At 61.1% G+C, this 16,412-nt stretch carries 19 protein-coding genes and 3 pseudogenes; 8 read left to right on the top strand and 14 right to left on the bottom strand.

Translation table 11 applies throughout. The features are described 5' to 3' along the window. Positions 1 to 136: 136 nt before the first annotated feature. Positions 137 to 292, bottom strand: coding sequence for a hypothetical protein (locus tag FJ942_RS28795; RefSeq protein WP_246675686.1), 156 nt, complete (start codon positions 290 to 292; stop codon positions 137 to 139). Here FJ942_RS28795 and FJ942_RS28790 point away from each other — a divergent pair. The 3 genes and pseudogenes from FJ942_RS28790 (at position 218) to FJ942_RS07010 (ending at position 1,534) form a co-directional block, all read left to right on the top strand. Then, entirely contained in the window at positions 218 to 457 is a 240-nt protein-coding gene (locus tag FJ942_RS28790) for a DUF4142 domain-containing protein (protein WP_246675685.1), read from the top strand. The genes FJ942_RS28795 and FJ942_RS28790 overlap by 75 nt on opposite strands. A 164-nt stretch (positions 458 to 621) precedes the next feature. Continuing rightward, positions 622 to 873, top strand: a pseudogene (locus FJ942_RS07015) (type II toxin-antitoxin system HipA family toxin); the annotation flags it as partial. Positions 874 to 1,315: 442 nt separating this feature from the next. Further along, positions 1,316 to 1,534, top strand: a complete 219-nt coding sequence (locus FJ942_RS07010) for a DUF982 domain-containing protein (RefSeq protein ID WP_140897394.1) — start codon at positions 1,316 to 1,318, stop codon at positions 1,532 to 1,534. Between the two features lie 193 nt (positions 1,535 to 1,727). Here the strand turns inward: FJ942_RS07010 and FJ942_RS07000 are convergent, their stop codons facing one another. From FJ942_RS07000 to FJ942_RS06960, 10 genes and pseudogenes are all read right to left on the bottom strand, one after another. Then, entirely contained in the window at positions 1,728 to 1,949 is a 222-nt protein-coding gene (locus tag FJ942_RS07000; RefSeq protein ID WP_140671343.1) for a DUF2274 domain-containing protein, read from the bottom strand. 1 nt (position 1,950) lies between these two features. Continuing rightward, positions 1,951 to 3,087, bottom strand: coding sequence for a TrbI/VirB10 family protein (locus tag FJ942_RS06995; protein ID WP_140897392.1), 1,137 nt, complete (start codon positions 3,085 to 3,087; stop codon positions 1,951 to 1,953). Continuing rightward, positions 3,084 to 3,335 carry a TrbG/VirB9 family P-type conjugative transfer protein gene (locus FJ942_RS28785; protein WP_246676629.1) on the bottom strand — a complete coding sequence of 84 codons (252 nt, stop codon included), beginning with the start codon at positions 3,333 to 3,335 and terminating at the stop codon, positions 3,084 to 3,086. Before FJ942_RS28785 ends, FJ942_RS06995 begins: the two co-directional genes overlap by 4 nt. A gap of 33 nt (positions 3,336 to 3,368) precedes the next feature. Further along, positions 3,369 to 3,908: pseudogene (locus tag FJ942_RS06990) on the bottom strand (replication initiator protein A); the annotation flags it as partial. 17 nt (positions 3,909 to 3,925) lie between these two features. Further along, entirely contained in the window at positions 3,926 to 4,207 is a 282-nt protein-coding gene (locus FJ942_RS06985) for a helix-turn-helix domain-containing protein (RefSeq protein WP_140671290.1), read from the bottom strand. Positions 4,208 to 4,511: 304 nt separating this feature from the next. Next, positions 4,512 to 4,838: a DUF736 domain-containing protein gene (locus tag FJ942_RS06980; RefSeq protein WP_140671285.1), complete on the bottom strand. Its 327-nt coding sequence runs from the start codon at positions 4,836 to 4,838 to the stop codon at positions 4,512 to 4,514. 532 nt (positions 4,839 to 5,370) lie between these two features. Further along, entirely contained in the window at positions 5,371 to 6,213 is an 843-nt protein-coding gene (locus FJ942_RS06975; protein WP_140671288.1) for a hypothetical protein, read from the bottom strand. A gap of 342 nt (positions 6,214 to 6,555) precedes the next feature. Next, a complete protein-coding gene (locus FJ942_RS06970; RefSeq protein WP_140671287.1) occupies positions 6,556 to 7,056 on the bottom strand; it encodes a DUF2285 domain-containing protein in 501 nt (166 codons plus the stop codon). A 55-nt stretch (positions 7,057 to 7,111) separates the two neighbouring features. Continuing rightward, complete coding sequence (locus FJ942_RS06965) at positions 7,112 to 7,312, bottom strand: DUF6499 domain-containing protein (protein ID WP_224671764.1); 201 nt, start codon at positions 7,310 to 7,312, stop codon at positions 7,112 to 7,114. Between the two features lie 122 nt (positions 7,313 to 7,434). Then, positions 7,435 to 8,049, bottom strand: a complete 615-nt coding sequence (locus FJ942_RS06960; RefSeq protein WP_224619680.1) for a hypothetical protein — start codon at positions 8,047 to 8,049, stop codon at positions 7,435 to 7,437. Positions 8,050 to 8,223: 174 nt separating this feature from the next. Between FJ942_RS06960 and FJ942_RS06955 the strand changes: the two genes are divergently transcribed. After that, positions 8,224 to 8,499: a helix-turn-helix domain-containing protein gene (locus FJ942_RS06955; protein WP_224619678.1), complete on the top strand. Its 276-nt coding sequence runs from the start codon at positions 8,224 to 8,226 to the stop codon at positions 8,497 to 8,499. A gap of 45 nt (positions 8,500 to 8,544) precedes the next feature. On the opposite strand, the gene FJ942_RS06950 is transcribed toward FJ942_RS06955, so the two are convergent. Further along, positions 8,545 to 8,871, bottom strand: a complete 327-nt coding sequence (locus FJ942_RS06950; RefSeq protein WP_140671285.1) for a DUF736 domain-containing protein — start codon at positions 8,869 to 8,871, stop codon at positions 8,545 to 8,547. A 607-nt stretch (positions 8,872 to 9,478) separates the two neighbouring features. On the opposite strand from FJ942_RS06950, the gene FJ942_RS06945 reads away from it, so the two are divergent. The 4 genes and pseudogenes from FJ942_RS06945 (at position 9,479) to dinB (ending at position 14,724) form a co-directional block, all read left to right on the top strand. Next, the gene (locus FJ942_RS06945) at positions 9,479 to 9,664 is read left to right on the top strand and encodes a DUF3606 domain-containing protein (RefSeq protein WP_140671283.1); all 186 of its coding nucleotides are present in this window, start codon (positions 9,479 to 9,481) and stop codon (positions 9,662 to 9,664) included. 14 nt (positions 9,665 to 9,678) lie between these two features. Then, entirely contained in the window at positions 9,679 to 11,619 is a 1,941-nt protein-coding gene (ligD, locus tag FJ942_RS06940; RefSeq protein ID WP_140671282.1) for a DNA ligase D, read from the top strand. A gap of 105 nt (positions 11,620 to 11,724) precedes the next feature. Next, complete coding sequence (locus FJ942_RS06935) at positions 11,725 to 13,431, top strand: DNA polymerase/3'-5' exonuclease PolX (RefSeq protein WP_140897391.1); 1,707 nt, start codon at positions 11,725 to 11,727, stop codon at positions 13,429 to 13,431. A 208-nt stretch (positions 13,432 to 13,639) separates the two neighbouring features. Continuing rightward, positions 13,640 to 14,724, top strand: a pseudogene (dinB, locus tag FJ942_RS06930) (DNA polymerase IV). A gap of 49 nt (positions 14,725 to 14,773) precedes the next feature. Here the strand turns inward: dinB and FJ942_RS28450 are convergent. Continuing rightward, complete coding sequence (locus FJ942_RS28450) at positions 14,774 to 14,941, bottom strand: hypothetical protein (protein WP_019863578.1); 168 nt, start codon at positions 14,939 to 14,941, stop codon at positions 14,774 to 14,776. A gap of 349 nt (positions 14,942 to 15,290) precedes the next feature. Then, a complete protein-coding gene (locus FJ942_RS06925) occupies positions 15,291 to 16,220 on the bottom strand; it encodes a DUF2493 domain-containing protein (protein ID WP_140671280.1) in 930 nt (309 codons plus the stop codon). Between the last annotated feature and the right edge of the window lie 192 nt (positions 16,221 to 16,412).

Raw genomic sequence — 16,412 nt, 5'->3', positions numbered from 1 at the left:
ACAAAGTAGCCGCAGACGAAGACGATCCCTTCAAACACTTGCCCCCTCCGACATGGCTCCCGGGGTCGCAGACCCTATACCTGCGACGGCATGTGTCTCGTCGGATCCATTCGGTATTCCACACGGCACACCTTTATCAGTGGCCTCCCTTCGCCGCTGCCATTGCCGGCAGAAGCTTACAGGCGTCGAATTCGATCTCGCTTACATCAGCGGCCAGATCGTCGACCATCAGAAGACTGTGCAACTCCTTGAAGGGGAGATCGGCTCCGGCCAGGATCCGGACGTCCAGCATTTCGCCTCGGATATCCATTGCGGGTCCGCCCTAGCGTGTCGCGCGGCGTGGTGCCGAGAGCGCGTCAAGGCGATCCTGAAGGTGACCATTGAGGACGATCATTTCCTTGAGGGCCTTCATCACATCCCTTTGTGGATGGCAACGAACTTGTCGGCGACGGCTTGAAGGGCAGCCTCTTGCCGGCTGTCGAGTGACACAACGCGATCCATCTGAACGCCCCCAAATTTCCTGTACGGAAAGTGAACAAAAAAAGAACAAAACTGTCAAGTGCGAATTGATTGAAGGAGGAATGTGTTCCTATTCTGAGCTATGCCTGACGCTGAATGGAAGGGGTTGCGACCTTCGGCTCTATTGGCGACTCCGCGCCCGACAGCTGGGACGACGCCTCATGCAGCGGTCCGAACGGCATCTCGCGCATCGTGAGAAACGTGCTGTTCGCACCCTTGCCGAGCCATTACCTTCTCGGCGTCGCCGACCAGACAAGGCTTGGCGCGCTACGTTTCCGGCTGGTCGGCACAAAGGTTTACCAGGCGCCGACGTCTGACGGCGTTCCTGCCCTCATCGAACTCGGCCGGCTATTGCTTGGCATCTAAATTGCTCTGACAGGTATGGGGTGGGCGAGAGCCCGTCGCTTCGCAAATGGAGCGGCGGGTCTACTCTACCAGTGCCTGTCGAATGGCCACAGCCCGGCGGGGCTTGTCACCTCCTGGAGGAAGAAGACCGACGCGTCGACCTTGTCACGCCGTGCACGCAAGTCAGCGAAGTCGCCTGGCCTGGCGTGTGGCCGTCCGGGAAGACAGTGTGGAAATCTCAGGCATAAGCGCGGGTAGCCACCCTTATAGACACCATTGCGTTTTGCCCGGCCGAGGCCGCTTCGGAACGAAACCATCTTTCCCTCGTTCGCTTTGGCAACGCACGGGCAGACCATTTGCAGGATCCATTCTTTCAAGAGCCGGTGATCATCGAGACGAAAAGACCAGGCGCTTATCGCACTTTGATCAGCGTATCCGAGGCGCAATTTTTATGATGGACAGCTGGCCTGAGGAACATGGCGAGCGCTACAAGGCGGCACTTCAAGCATGTACCGGCCGCCTCCCTATGCCGCAGCAGGTTGAAATCGCACGCCAAGCTTTTCTCGCTGCGGCGAAAGAGGCCGGTTTGGTCGTTCTGGATGCCGCAACCTGCGGTGAAGGCGATACCCCGCCCAGCAGATGCAAGGCGCAAGAACCGGGCGCGGATTGAGGAAGAGGAAGAGTTTTTGGTTCGGTTCCTGGCTCGCGAAACGGGCATCACCGAGAAGCAGGCCCGCAACTTGATCAATATGATGGGAACTGACCGGTCGTCGTTGCTGGGTGAGGCCAGGATCCTAAAAGCGCACCAATAGCCGCGATCTTTGCCCGCCGGCTTAAACGCACACGATGAGGTGGCCGGCTATCTACAGCTTCTCCTTTTTTGCTTTCGCGAAGCCTCGGTCGGTCGCGATGAACCGCGCAACCATCGGCGCGATGAGGCGCGCCGGATCGACAGATGACTGCCCTATTTCCCTGCCAAGGATCTCCGCGTACCTGATCAGGTCGCTATGTAGCGGCGCTGGCAGCTCCACCGTAATCTTGACCGGTTTGTCGTCGGCGATCGTGGCGAGCTTCAACTTGGCCATGTCAACCTCCGTATGGCTCGAGCGCAAGATCGTGGGTAACGAGCACGCGGACGGGAAACCCCGGTCGGATCGTAAGCGTCGGCGCGATACCGAGTTGCCGCTGAACCACCTGCTGGCCTACCTGGCTGACACTATCGGAAGCGCCGCTACGCAGGGCACGCACGATGTCGCTGTCTTGATCTGACGAACCGGCCTGCGCGCCGACGCTCAGAACCGTCGACAATACCGCAGCCTTGAACAAGTCGCCCCAGTGATAGTCGACTTCGTCCTCGAGGCCGGCAAAACCCTGAGCATCCGCGCCTGGCTGACGCTCCAAAACGATGGAACGTCCGTCGGGAAAGATCAGCCTGTTCCAGACAAGCAGCACGCGACTCTGACCCGAACCAATGCCATTGTCGTACTGCCCGATTATACGAGTGCCTTGCGGGATGAGCAGCGAGCGGCCGGTGGGACTGTCATAGACGTTTTCGGTTACCTGAGCGCTGATCTGGCCGGGCAGGTCCGACCGGATACCCGTAATGAGCGCGGCCGGAATCACCGCGCCGGCCTGAAGCACATAGGGTGACGCCGGAGGCGTGACGCGATCTGGCGCGAGTGTACGCCGGTCAGCGGCGCCTGACAGGAAGGAAAGCTGGCGATCCTGTGCATTTGGCTGGCCGATCTGACTGGCAAGGTCATTCGTGGGACGTGCGGACGCTTCGGCAGTCCTGGCGTCTTCTTGCCCTGTCTGGAAGAAGACGCGCGAGGTTCTTGCCGCTTCCTCCTCAGCCCGTCGGCGCTGCTCGGCTTCGTCAATCGCGGGGCGTGCGATTGAGGGAGGAACAACGGCCTGTCCCTTGTTTTGGGAATCGAGGATCGGCCTACCAAGATCGCCAGGCAGGGGCGGCCCAAGGATCGGACCTGCATAGTCGCGCGGCAGATTTGCCAGCCCGTCAGCGGGTGGGCGATTGGAGGTAGGGTAGAGCTCTTCGTCATGCTTGATCGTATTCGCGTCCCGCAGAGCGTATATCAGCGCGCAACCAACAGCGAGCGAGGCTAAGAAGCCGATGCCTGCGAGCATCTTACGCGACAGACGCATCACGCGTGGCAGGTCGGCGCGAAGTTGCATGGGCTCGACGGCCATATCCTTTTCGCTCATGGCTGCAGCGCTCCCTTCTGCATTGAGTTCGGCAGCTTCGCCGCGGCGCTGTCATCTAGCCTGCGCCATAACCCAGCGGTTCTTCCTCTGTCCGTGCGGACGATCCTTACCCTCTGCTGCCGCTTGCCTGCCCCAAGACGCAGTTCGGCCGCGCCGAAAAGGCGGTCGACAATCAGGACGTTTTGATAGACGCGGCTGTTGGTGATTTCAGCCTCGCCGTCCGGACCGATGACAAAAATCGGCGGCATCTCGCCCTGCACGATGCCGCGCGGAAACTCGACCATGACGGCGCGATAGAACCAATCCGGCAAAATCAATTCGACGCCAAGCGGGCGGCCGTTTCGATCGAAACGCTCCTGCCATTCATTGATCCACGAGAAGCGATGCCGCCGGCCTTCGGCGGGCTGGCGGATGGAGGTGACGACGCTTGTCGACTGCAGGCGGTCGAGCGCCGCCTTGAGGCGCAAATAGTCTCGCTTCGAGACACCGCGGCCGACGAAGGTGAGCATTTCGTATGGCGTCGCGGCCATCAGGCGCGACGTGCGCAATCCAGCGTCCCGCGCGTTGACGATCTGGCTTGCGGCCCAGATCAGGATATCGGCATCCCAGATCGTCGCCATGCCGTGGTCGGGCATGGCTTCGACACGGATAGCGATATCGCTAGCGCGAAAATCGATCGGCGCGATGCGCCTGGATTTGGCAAGCGAGAAGAAGGGATAGGCCATGAGGTCCTGCGCATCGCGTGGCGCGACGACACCGGGCAGAGCGTGGAACAGATCAAGCTGTCCACGTTCCGACGGCAGGCGTGGTCCTGCAGACATAGGGGAGATCAGCCGGGTCAACGCCTTTCGCGCCCGGCATAGGCGATCAGGCGGGCGGCTTGAGGCTTGGCGGGCAGCACAGAGCCTTGCGGGTCCGATGTCGACGTCATTGCGCCGCGCTGGACCCAGGCCTGGAGGTCGTCGACGGCGTAGACGACGCGGCCGCCGAGTTTTCGATAGGCAGGCCCGGTGCCGTAGGTGCGGTGTTTCTCCAGCGTACGCGCGGAAAGACTGAGGAAATGCGCTGCTTCCGAAGTGCGCAGGTAGCGCGGCGGCAATGGCGCTGCGTCGGTGTTCATCGGGTGTCTCCTTGGCGTCGTCGCGATTGAACGGCGATCGATGGCCAGGATGGAGGAGCGTGGGGACGGTGATCAGGTGCGCAATTGAGGGGCGCTATTTCGCACCACCAAGAGCATTCAGGAGTGGCGCCATCGCACGCGCACCACTGGGCGGTAGCAGTGCTCAACCATCATCGCGCCATCGCGTATCAAGCAAGGCATCCGATGACAGGAAGGCCGGTGATGGCGGCCGGCGGTGCGGAAAGCCTCCGCGGGTCACCGGCAGAAGACGCCTCGCCCGATACCGGGCGAGGCGTTGGCCAGTTCACTCGCCGTTGCGGCGGTTGGGGCGCGACCAGATGAGGCTGTGGCCCTCGCCTTCCTCGTCGGCGAAGAGGTTGGCGTAGATCGGAGCGGTGAAGCTCGGATCGTCGAGCTTGAGGCCGAGATAGTCGCGGCCCTCGGTGGAGCGCTTGGACCAGGCGGCGCCGATTTCGGCCTTGCCGACCACCACGCGGTGGCTTGGAGCGTTCTCGCCGCTGGCCCTTGTGTCGGGGACAATGCGCACGCCCTTGGCGTGGACGCTGAGGGTGACGATCTCGCCGGTGAACTCGTTCGCATTGGTCTTCTTGAAAGTGCCGATGGTAGCCATTTTCAATCTCCGTTCTTCGTTTCCGAGCCCGCACCATGCGACCTCGATGGCGATCGTTGGGCCGAAGGCGACCGCCGCCGCATCGCTTGCGACCGCAGCAAAGCGGAGGATGGCGCAGGCGCGCGTTTCTTGGTTCCGCGAGGAAGGGCTTCGCCCAGGGGAAGAAACGCGCGCCGCGCCATTGCGGCATAGGCGGTCGAGGCTTCAGCGTCCTTCGGCCAGATCAGCCCGTTCGAGAGGTCGTTGGTGCGCTCTGTGAAATGAAGAAGGGAGGCGATTGCGGCATCAGTGGCTCAGAGAGAAAGCGGACTGGTTCGCCAGGATGTCAGCCCACAATGGCTTACCCTGCATCAAAGTCTTTGCCCATCCGTTACCAAGCGCTCACGACGGAACGCTATGAATGTTCTGCTTGAGACCGGCAGCGGACTGATCGCTTTGAGGTGCGAACCCGACGAAGCCGTCATACGCCAACCCATCACGCGGTTAGGATCTCCCTGATTTTGTCGATGCCTTCACCCCGTTGACAACGCTATCAAAGCATGGCCTCGACTGCCTTATGAATGGCTAGCACGTCCGCTTTTACGCCCCACTCCATTTCCAGGCGCGCTGTTACCTTCGATTCTAGCTGCCCCGCGTCAATTCCGTTATTGCGAGGCGCGCTGCGAATGTCCCGGACGATCCAATGGACTGCGTCCTCAAGCGAGAGCGTGTCTGCCACGATATCGTCTACGTGCCGGAGACACACTCTGAGCAGGTTCATTACCCCTAAGGCCAAATCGGGCGTTAGCTGGATGCCGGCAAGGCTTCGGAAGTCGACCCCATGAAGATCGGTACGTCCATTGTTCCAGAATTTGTTGAGCGGGGTCCCGTGGGACCGAATGTAGGTCGCAAAAGCAGATGTTGGTTTGGCGTTCACATGGGCAAAGTGGTTGCGGAGATGTCTGAAGTAACCAAGGGTTTTGAAGTACCCGGATGCTGGATCAGAGCCCTTCCACCGACAGACCTTGAGGCGCAGTTGCTCTTCTTCGGCATCATCAAATATCGGGTCGCCAGATGTCGTGACGAGGCTCTCTCTCAGGTGTTGCACGTCGGACATGTAGGCAAGTAGATGTTCTACGGATGCCACCACACCCATTTGAAGAGCAACCAGCTCGGCCTCACCTGCGAAGGTGGCGAGATCCGAAACTGATCGAAAGATAGAAGCTGCGTACGGGTTATTGGGAAATGCCGCGGTTGAGAACTCCTTTGGAATTGCATTGACCATTGGCGCGAGGCGATTGGCGAAATCCCACTGCTGAAGCGCGGAAAAGCAAATCTGATCGTTGACGCATATGAGCTGCTTGAGAAAGCGGCTCGCTAGCGGTGTCTTCTTCATCTGGACCCTCTGGCACGGCGGCAGCATTGTGAGCCTGGTTTAGCAAAAGGGGCGGCAGACGTCGCCACAGCCCAGCCCAAGCTTGAAGCTGCGGGGAAGACCATGGTTTGGCCGCCATCCGCCGCCCCACTACCACATTCTGACGCGACTTCGTTCAGCCAAGACGTACCCAGCGGCCAGCTCGCTTTTCAAGCCGACTCTCAGGTCTCATGTCCGCTCGAGAAATCCCCGGCGCACTTCGAACGACCGGAATGCGGCGCAAAGCCGCCATCCTTTTCAGGATTGAGAGTAGAAGTCGGCTCGCCAACAGCGCAAGTAGGCGGACAACTCGACCGGCACTTGTCAGAGATGACGCCGCCGCGCGCGCAGCAATTGGCGGTAGCCGCGCTCGACCATCTTCAGGCCGTCGTGCACGAGGCGATGTGTCTGATAGCGAAAAGCTGAGTCGTGCCAGTCGGCGGCACTGACCAGCCGCCGGCCGAATAAGGCGGTCGCGACTTCAAGATGGGATGCCTGCTCCTCCCGACCATCGAGGCATCGCAGCATGTGGCCAATGCGCCGGCGCTGGGCCGCGGTCAAGCGGGCATCGGGAAGGTGTTGCCTGTGGGTCGAGCGGATGAACCGTTTGATCGCCTGGAGCCTGTCGTACGCCATGTCGTCGAGTGGAATGATGGCAGCCAGCGGTTCGCCTAGCTGCGCGTCTTCGAGAAGCGCCAGTTGCGTGCCGTCCGGCGCGGAGCGCACGTGATGGCCCACTTCGTCACGCTGGCCAGCGGTCAGCGGAACGTCGAGGGCGCTGCCCTCCCGCGCTCGCAGATTCGGCGGAACCTCGACTAGGTTCACGACCCCAGGGTCGATCTGAGGCGCCCAATAGACGGGCTGCTCGAATGCAGTTTGGTCAGGCCTGGCGGCGAAACTGCAAACCCCAGCGCTTGCGCAATGCGTGCATCGCCTTGGCCGAGCGAGAGGACGCGAAGTCCTGCTGATATTTGGGATTGCGCCGCAGGAACTCCCAGGCAATCGCATCGGCGGCGGCCCCTTTGACGAACGCATATGCCTGTGGGTCACGCCACTGCGATGTATCTGGCTTCATCCGCATCCTTCCCTTCTCAAGGATTTGATAGGGGGATGCAGCGTTGAGCGAAATCCTTGGATTCCGTCATTGACGATTGAGCAAGGAGCGATCTCGGCGCAGAGCAGTCAGGCCGAGACTTGCGGTGCCTACTGGCTCGCGCCTTGCAGTGTCTTGAATGTGTCCGTCCAGGCACGACAAGCATCATCATCACCCTGGCTCCACGCGCTGAAGGCGCGCCAGGCGGCGAAAGATGATGCAGGCTGCTCGAACAACACGCAGATCGACTGATTGCCGGCGGGCCAGCCGGCAGGCTGGTCGCTTATCGCTTCATGCGTGAGCCGTTGCAGATCGGCCAAGGCAGAGCGGATGTGCGGCAGCGGAAATTCGCAGAGGTCTGTGTTGTCACTTGCCTCCCGAAGGATGACGGCGAGTTTAGCCACGACACCCACCAACGATTGTGCAGGCGTCGCCGCAATATCGGCCAGCAAGGCGTCGGCCCTCTCGGAATCATCCTGCTCCACCGTCCGGGCATCGAGATAGCGGGCGACGCTGGTCCCCTCGCCGTATCCAATGATTTCGCCGGCATGCAAATTCGCGCCACGTTCTAAGGGCCCCTCCTCCGCCTGCTGCTGCCGGACACAGGAGGCCAGCATCTCAACGTGAGCATCGATCCAAGCAAGGGATAGAGCCACGACCGGGTCCTCCGTCAGCTGGTTGTCGACGATTGATGAGATTTGTGAAGACGGCTGGTTCCCACTCACTTTCGTAGCACCCTTTCTCACTCGTGACGAAAGGACAAGTCGTGTCTATTGTCAGAATCAGCAAAGATTCTGAGCTATCGACGACGTCGTGCAGGTGGGGCCGAGCGAGCTATTACGCCAGACCTCATCAATGACTTCCGTAGGGTTGCATACTAAAAGCGGCTTTTTTGACCTATGTCAACCAAAAAGAACGATTTTGAGAGCGAAGCGATTTCTGTTCAGCAGTGTCGTGCTGCAAGAGCTATGCTTGGATGGAGCCAGGGCGACCTGGCCGAGGCAGCTGCTGTTTCGAGGACTACGATAGTAGACTTCGAAAGGAGTATTCGTATTCCCCATCGAAACAATCTTGCGGCGATCCGCCGTGCGTTTGAGGCCGCGGGTATAGAATTCCTTGCGGAGAACGGCGGTGGTGCCGGCCTGCGATTTGCGCGAAGGTCTGATCAGACCTAGACAACTCTCGCCCGGCGCGATTTGCCGGGCGAGGCGTTGGCCAGTTCACTCGCCGTTGCGGCGGTTGGGGCGCGACCAGATGAGGCTGTGGCCCTCGCCTTCCTCGTCGGCGAAGAGGTTGGCGTAGATCGGAGCGGTGAAGCTCGGATCGTCGAGCTTGAGGCCGAGATAGTCGCGGCCCTCGGTGGAGCGCTTGGACCAGGCGGCGCCGATTTCGGCCTTGCCGACCACCACGCGGTGGCTTGGAGCGTTCTCGCCGCTGGCCCTTGTGTCGGGGACGATGCGCACGCCCTTGGCGTGGACGCTGAGGGTGACGATCTCGCCGGTGAACTCGTTCGCATTGGTCTTCTTGAAAGTGCCGATGGTAGCCATTTTCAATCTCCGTTCTTCGTTTCCGAGCCCGCACCATGCGACCTCGATGGCGATCGTTGGGCCGAAGGCGACCGCCGCCGCATCGCTTGCGACCGCAGCAAAGCGGAGGATGGCGCAGGCGCGCGTTTCTTGGTTCCGCGAGGAAGGGCTTCGCCCAGGGGAAGAAACGCGCGCCGCGCCATTGCGGCATAGGCGGTCGAGGCTTCAGCGTCCTTCGGCCAGATCAGCCCGTTCGAGAGGTCGTTGGTGCAGTCCGCGAACTGGTAGAGGAAGGAAATGGCGGTACATGCGATTAGAGACCAAGCACCGGGTCTCCAAGATGTCTTTCGATGTCGCTTTGCAGAGGCTGTAGCAAGCCCTTATCACGTCGGCATGAGGCGACCGCCACCTGGCCCGCAATGGTGGCTCGGCGCCCGATCCGCGCGAGCTAACCAAGTTGGGCCGCCGCGACCTCTACATTCCGGATCTGCACATCGACAACATGAAGTGAGGACGCTGGTTCTCCGGCGCGCCGCTGAATTTCTTGCCGGCTCAGGATCGCAAGACGACCCAAAACGTTAGAGGTCGAACGTCGTGACGTCGCAGCTATGGAAACAAGGAGTCGACAATGGCCGACAACAAATCGAAGCGAGGCGCCGCCGACCGGCGGCAAGTCTCCGGCGGTGAAGGCTACGAGGTCAATTACTTCGCCCGCAAGCACGGCATTGGCAAAGATCAGGCCGAGGCGCTCATCAAGCGGGTCGGCAACGATCGAGACAAGCTCAATGCCGCCGCGCAGAACCTGAAGAAATAGGCCGCGCGCCGCGAATGGCGCTTCGGACATTCGTCTTGGCGAGAGTCAATTCAGTGAGCAAGTCAGCGTCGCGTCGCCTCACAATTGGAGGATCTTTAACTCCCCCTAGGAAGCCAGCGTCGCGGGGCGCGGCCAAACTCGCGCCACCTGCCTTCCGGCCTGTCCAGCTCGCAAAACTGGTGGACACGGTTCCCCCTGGCGATCGCTGGATTCACGAGATGAAATACGACGGCTACCGCATTCTCGTCGCGGTGGGTGGCGGAGAGGCGCGCGCCTATACGCGCTCCGGTCTGGACTGGTCCGACCGCTTTCCCTCGATCCTGTCCGAGGCACGCAAGCTCAACGTCCGCTCCGCGCTCATCGATGGAGAGGCCGTCGTAACCGACGCCGAGGGACGATCCAGTTTCCAGGCGCTTCAGAACGCATTGAAGGGTGCTCCGGCGAGCATTGACTATTTCGCATTCGATCTGGTCGAACTCGACGGCGAAGACCTTTCGAGGCTTCCGCTCCTGGAGCGGAAGGAGAAACTGGAGGCAATTCTGCCGGCCGGAAACCCTATCTTTCGCTACTCCGATCATATCCAGGGGCGTGGAGAAGAATTGCTGAACCGCTTCTGCGACGCCGGCCTGGAAGGGGTAATCTCCAAGCTCGCGGATTCGGACTATGTCGGAGCCCGAGACGGCAGCTGGCTGAAGATCAAGTGCATCAAACGTCAGGAATTCGTGCTCGTCGGCTGGACGCCGTCGGACAAGGATCGCCCGTTTCGATCCCTGATTCTCGGCGTCCAAGATGGCGGAAAGCTGCGCTATGCCGGCAAGGTCGGAACCGGTTTCGATACCGCCGAGATGGCCCGGCTGATGAAGACCATGGCGTCGCTCGAGCAGAAAGCCGCCACGGTCGATGCGCCGCGCGCGGAGGTTCGCGGCGCCCACTGGCTGCGTCCCAAGCTTGTCGCCGAGATCGCGTTCACCGAAATGACCAATGAAGGAACGCTGCGTCATCCAAGCTATCTTGGCCTGCGCGAGGACAAGAGGCCGGGGGCCGTCGTGCTCGAGACGGAACACCGCACGGCAACCCTGACGTCGCCGGCAACCAGCACGATCGCGATCAGCAATCGCGGCCGCGTCATCTACCCGGAATCCAACATCACCAAGGGACAGCTAGCCGATCATTACGCCGAGCTCGCCGAGATCATGCTTCCGTGGGTCGGCAACAGGCCGATCAGTCTGGTCCGCTGCCCGCAGGGCCGCGCGAAGAAGTGCTTTTTCCAAAAACACGACGCCGGCAGCTTTGGCGACAAGGTCCACCACGTCGGGATCACCGAGAAGGACGGACACGAGGAGCCGTACCTTTATCTGGACGACGCCGACGGCCTGATGACCTGCGTCCAGATGGGAACGATTGAGCTGCATGGATGGGGAGCCCGCATCGAGGACGTCGAAAAAGCCGACCGGTTGGTGTTCGATCTGGACCCGGATGAGGGCTTGGATTTTGAAGCCGTGCGCGCCGCTGCCTTTCAATTCCGCGACATCCTCAAATCGCTGGGACTGACGACTTTCCCGATGCTGACGGGCGGCAAGGGGGTGCATGTGATCGCTCCGCTGACCCCCCAGGCAGAATGGCCGGAGGTAAAGGATTTCGCGTCTCGCCTGGCTCAGGCGGTCGCCCAGAGCGATCCCGCCCATTTCACGGCGGTGTTGTCGAAGGCCCGCCGCAAGGGTCGCATCTTCGTCGACTATCTGCGCAACCAGCGCGGGGCGACCGCGATCATGCCGTACAGCGCGAGAACCCGGCCGGGTGCTCCCGTGGCGGCGCCGATCACCTGGGCGGAGATGAAGACCATCGATGCACCCTCGCATTTCCATATCGGCGACGCTCCGGAATTGAAGAAACGAGCGGCTTCCAAGGCTCTGGCGGGCTGGGGGCGCGCTGACCAATCCCTGCCACATCTGTAGCGCCCCGCGGGCCGCGGAGAACCCACGCCCGTTTTGCCAACGCCGCGCCATCGGGGCCAAGGATTCTTTGGAACTTGCCAAGACCGGCCTCGTTTGCCTGAAGCAATGGCAAACACCGACACGAGGACCATCGCCAATCTACTGAGGGAATACGCGCATAGGACATCCCTGCGTGGCGGTAATCCCTATCGCACAAAGGCGTATCTACGTGCCGCTGACAGCCTGACGGCACTCTCCCAACCGCTTGATCGCATCATCGCCGCCGGCGCGCTCACCAGTATCCCGGGGATCGGGGACGCCATCGCGGACATCGTCACGAAGCTCCATCAGACCGGCACGCACCCAAGCCTCGATAAATTGCGGGAAGAGGTGCCGGCAGGCGTGATGGAACTGTTTGCCGTTCCTGGTCTTCGGCCCGACAAGATATTGAAGCTTCATGAGGCGCTCGGCGTGAGTTCGCTGGCGGAGCTCGAAACCGCGGCGAAGGAAGATCGCATCAGGCCGGTCAAGGGGCTTGGCGCCGCGCTTCAGACGAAGATCCTGGAGAACCTGGCTATCGCGCGAAGCGGTCAGACACAGCTTCATCTCCATAAGGCCGCTGCTCTCCTTGAGCATGCAATGGCATCGTTGCAGCAAGAACATCCGGAGTTCTCCCGCGTCGAGATCGCCGGTGAATTCCGGCGCGGGTGCGAGCTCGTTTCCGCCTTCGCGCTGGTAGCGCAAGGCAAGGAGCCGGCCGAGGTCGGTGATGCGACCCTGCGGGTTGTCATCACCGACAAGAAACATTTTGGCGCCAGACTCCTCGACGCGACCGGTTCGGCAGATCACCTCAAGCAGCTGAAGGCGGTCGCGACCGACAAGGGATTTGTGCTGAAGGATGACGGTCTCTATCGCGGCCGAAAGCTGGTCGCCTCAGCGACAGAAGACGAAATCTACGACACCTTGGGCCTGCAGTTCATCGAGCCCGAACTGCGCGAAGGCAGGGATGAGATCAGACGGGCGGCCATCCACGAGCTGCCCGCACTTGTTCGCGACCAGGACCTGCGGGGCATCCTGCACTCCCATACGACAGCGTCCGACGGCACCGAGACGCTCGAAGCGATGGCCGAAGCCACGCGCAAGCGCGGGTTCGACTATTTTGGTGTCGCTGATCATTCGCAGTCCGCTCACTATGCGGGTGGCCTTTCGCTGCAGGAAATAACCGAACAGCATCGCGAGGCCGACCGGTTGAACCGGCGGTATGGTGAGAAATTCCGCATCGTGAAAGGCATTGAGGCTGACATTCTGGCGGACGGCTCGCTCGACTATCCGGATGATGTCCTGGAGCAGTTCGACTTCGTGGTCGCCAGCGTGCACAGCCGCTTCAGACTGCCCAAGAAGGAGCAGACCGATCGGCTCATCGAGGCGATCGGCAATCCCCGAACGACGATCATCGGCCATATGACAGGCCGCCAGCTGTTGCGGCGCCCAGGCTATGATCTCGACATCGCCAAAGTTCTGCGAGCCTGCGCCAAATTTGGCGTCGCCGTCGAAGTCAACGCACATCCATGGCGTCTCGATCTCGACTGGCGCGGGCATCAGGAGGCGCTCGACTACGGCTGCATCTTTAGTATCAATCCGGATGCTCATTCAATTCGCGAGCTCGACTACATGCACTGGGGCGTTGAGATGGCGCGAAAGGGCGGCGTCCCTGCGAAGCGAGTCCTCAACGCGATGCGCCTGCCGGCTCTGCTTTCCTATCTGGCAAAGCGCAAGCGCCCATCGAAGAGAATCGGCCGACCACGCGCGACGGCGAGGGAAGCCATGCTGTGATCCAATTGGCTGGCCTGGTGCGGCTCTATTCCAACAGGTGCGCGTTTCCGCGTTTGCTATTGGAATGGAGCAACAATCCCAGCTAACCGACGTGCCCGACCGACAATGTTCCTGCCTGCAACGGCCCGATCCATCGATCTCCGGAACTGAAGATTGTAGTATCCGGCAGCACGAAGCTTATATCCTGGCGGAATGACATTGCAGGCAAATGGTCTCTGAACGCGGCGCTGACCGGCGCAAGATCATCCATGTCGACATGGATGCATTCTACGCGTCGGTCGAACAGCGCGACAACCCAGAACTCCGCGGCAAACCGCTTGCAGTCGGCGGAGCGGCCGCCCGCGGGGTGGTGGCGGCTGCAAGCTACGAGGCCCGCGCCCACGGCGTTCACTCCGCCATGCCTTCGGTGACGGCAAAACGCAAATGCCCCGAATTGATCTTCGTGCCGCCCCGCTTCGACGTCTACCGCGGGGTCTCGGGTCAGATCCGCGACGTGTTCGCCGAACATACCGATCTCATCGAACCGCTCTCGCTGGACGAGGCCTATCTCGATGTGACCCAGAACCGGCTCAACATTTCGTCGGCCACGACCATCGCCGAGATGATCAGGGCAGAGATCCTGAGGGTGACCGGTCTCACCGCTTCCGCGGGAATCTCATACAACAAATTTCTCGCAAAGATGGCCTCCGACCAGAACAAGCCGAACGGCCAGTTCGTCATCACGCCACGCCATGGGCCTGCCTTCGTGGAGGCTTTGCCGATCAAAAATTTCACGGTGTCGGTCCTGCGACAGCCGCGAAGATGGAGGCGCTCGGAATCGAGACCGGCGCCGATCTCAAGAGCAAGTCGCTTGCATTCCTGCAGCAGCATTTTGGAAAGTCGGGGCTCTGGTACTATCAGATTTCGCGCGCCATCGACGAAAGAGCGGTCGAACCAGATCGGCCGCGCAAATCAATCGGGGCCGAAGACACGTTCGCAGCCGACATCTTCGACCTCGATGCATCGCTGGCTGAAATCAAGCCGCTGGTTGCCAAAGTGTGGGGATACTGTGAAGGGAAAGGCATCCGGGGAAGGACCGTCACGCTGAAGGTCAAGTTCGCCGACTTCCAGCAGATCACGCGCAGCCGCACGGTGGCGATGCCGATCGAACTTTCCGATTTCGAACATCTCGCAGCCGACCTCCTTGAATCGGTGTTTCCAGTGCACAAGGGAATCCGCCTGTTGGGCGTCACGCTTTCGTCGCTAGGCGATGTGTTGCCGCCCGATCAACGGCAGATGCGGTTCGAGCTGTAGCGCGGCCCTGGGGCCGAACCCAAGGACCACCGGCCGCAACTTGTCCGGATCATCGCTCGTGTGGATCGATCTCGCGCACGATCTGGGAGACCTCTCCTTCATATTCGTCTGCCCGCACGACTGTGAGCGTTCCGTCGCCGGCGCGGAAGATGACGATGCTGACCATCAGGCTGGTGGCGAGGCTGAAGGCGAAGGCGTTGGCTTCTACGAGGGACATTTTTCCGGCTCCTGTTCTTGAAGCGGGGAGCGATCCCCGCGTGACAGGCGCCCGATGTGTCCGGCCGAGGGCCGCGATCACCGTGAAGGCAAGGGCGAAACGGCGGCACGCTTTGCGTAGTCCGACCCTTTTTGGGTTGATGGCATCAGGCCCTCGGACCGGACCAAGGAATTGCGCCGACCAACGCGGGGATAGGTTTCCCTGTTCTCCATTCCAGGACGGGATGAACCTCGTGTTTCGCCACTTCGCATTCATTGACGCCAAATCGTCAGGAGCGATCGTCCAATCAACGCGCTGAGAACGACGGAAATCGGCGCGAATGACTTGAGGCGGGTGGACTGGTGGCCCTTCACGTCGCGCCGAACTTCATGACCGGAATGCCGAGCCTGCGGGCCTTGTCGGCGAGATTGTCCTGAATGCCGGAGCCGGGGAAATGAATGACGCCAATCGGCAAAGTGTCGAGCATGGCGTCGTTGCGCTTGAAGGGCGCGGCCTTGGCATGCCTGGTCCAGTCCGGCTTGAAGGCAATCTGCGGCACGTTGCGGCTGTGAGCCCATTTGGCCGCGATCAACTCGGCACCTTTTGGTGATCCGCCGTGTAGCAGGACCATGTCCGGATGTTTGCCATGGACCTGATCGAGTTTTGCCCAGATCAGCCGGTGATCGTCGAAGTCGAGACCGCCGGTGAAGGCGACTTTCGGTCCGGGTGGCAACAGCAGCTGGCTGTCTGCATGCTTCCTCGCGGCAATGAAGTCCCGGCTGTCAATCATTGCCGCGGTCAGGTTGCGATGGTTGACGACAGAGCCCGAACGCGGGCGCCAGATCGAGTGTGTGTGACGCTCGTAATGCTCGCCGGCCTGGTCGCGCATCAATTCGAAGGCGTTGCGGCGTTCGAGCAGCGTCTGACCTTGGGCGATGAGGCGCTCGAGTTCGACCGACTTGACCTCGGATCCATCCTGTTCGCGCTGCAGCCGCTGCTGGCCAACCTCGTTTTCATCGAGCTCGCGTTCGATCCGCTTGGTCGCGCGATGGAACAGGTTGACCGTACCCCATAGCAACTCTTCGAGATCGGGTTCCAGGCGTGTGTCGGCCATCGCCACCAGGAGAGCGTCGAAGATGTCGGCGATGCTGGCCGCGACCACCCGGCCTTCGGGAAGCGGGCGCGGATCGGGTTCGTCGTCGAAGGGACGGTAGCCATAGAGCTGAAGCTCCTGAAGGACATGGTCGATGGGAGATGATGCGGGTTGCGGCTCGAAGTCGGTATCGTGCTCGGTGCTCATGACGGCTTGCCTTCGTGGTACCGGCCGCGCCCATCGCGGCCTTCATGGCGACGAAGGCGACGGACGATCCGGACTTGCACCCTAAGCGCGAGCGCAGGGCCGAAACGAAAGTGAAGGATGGCTGCGCCCGGCTATTTTGGTTCGCGATGGAAAGGCCCGAAGACGGGGTCCCGCGCGCCTCGCCGTACGGGG

The sequence above is a fragment of the Mesorhizobium sp. B2-4-2 genome, assembly GCF_006442845.1.
GTDB lineage: Bacteria > Pseudomonadota > Alphaproteobacteria > Rhizobiales > Rhizobiaceae > Mesorhizobium.
This window is presented reverse-complemented; position numbering and strand designations above follow the sequence as displayed.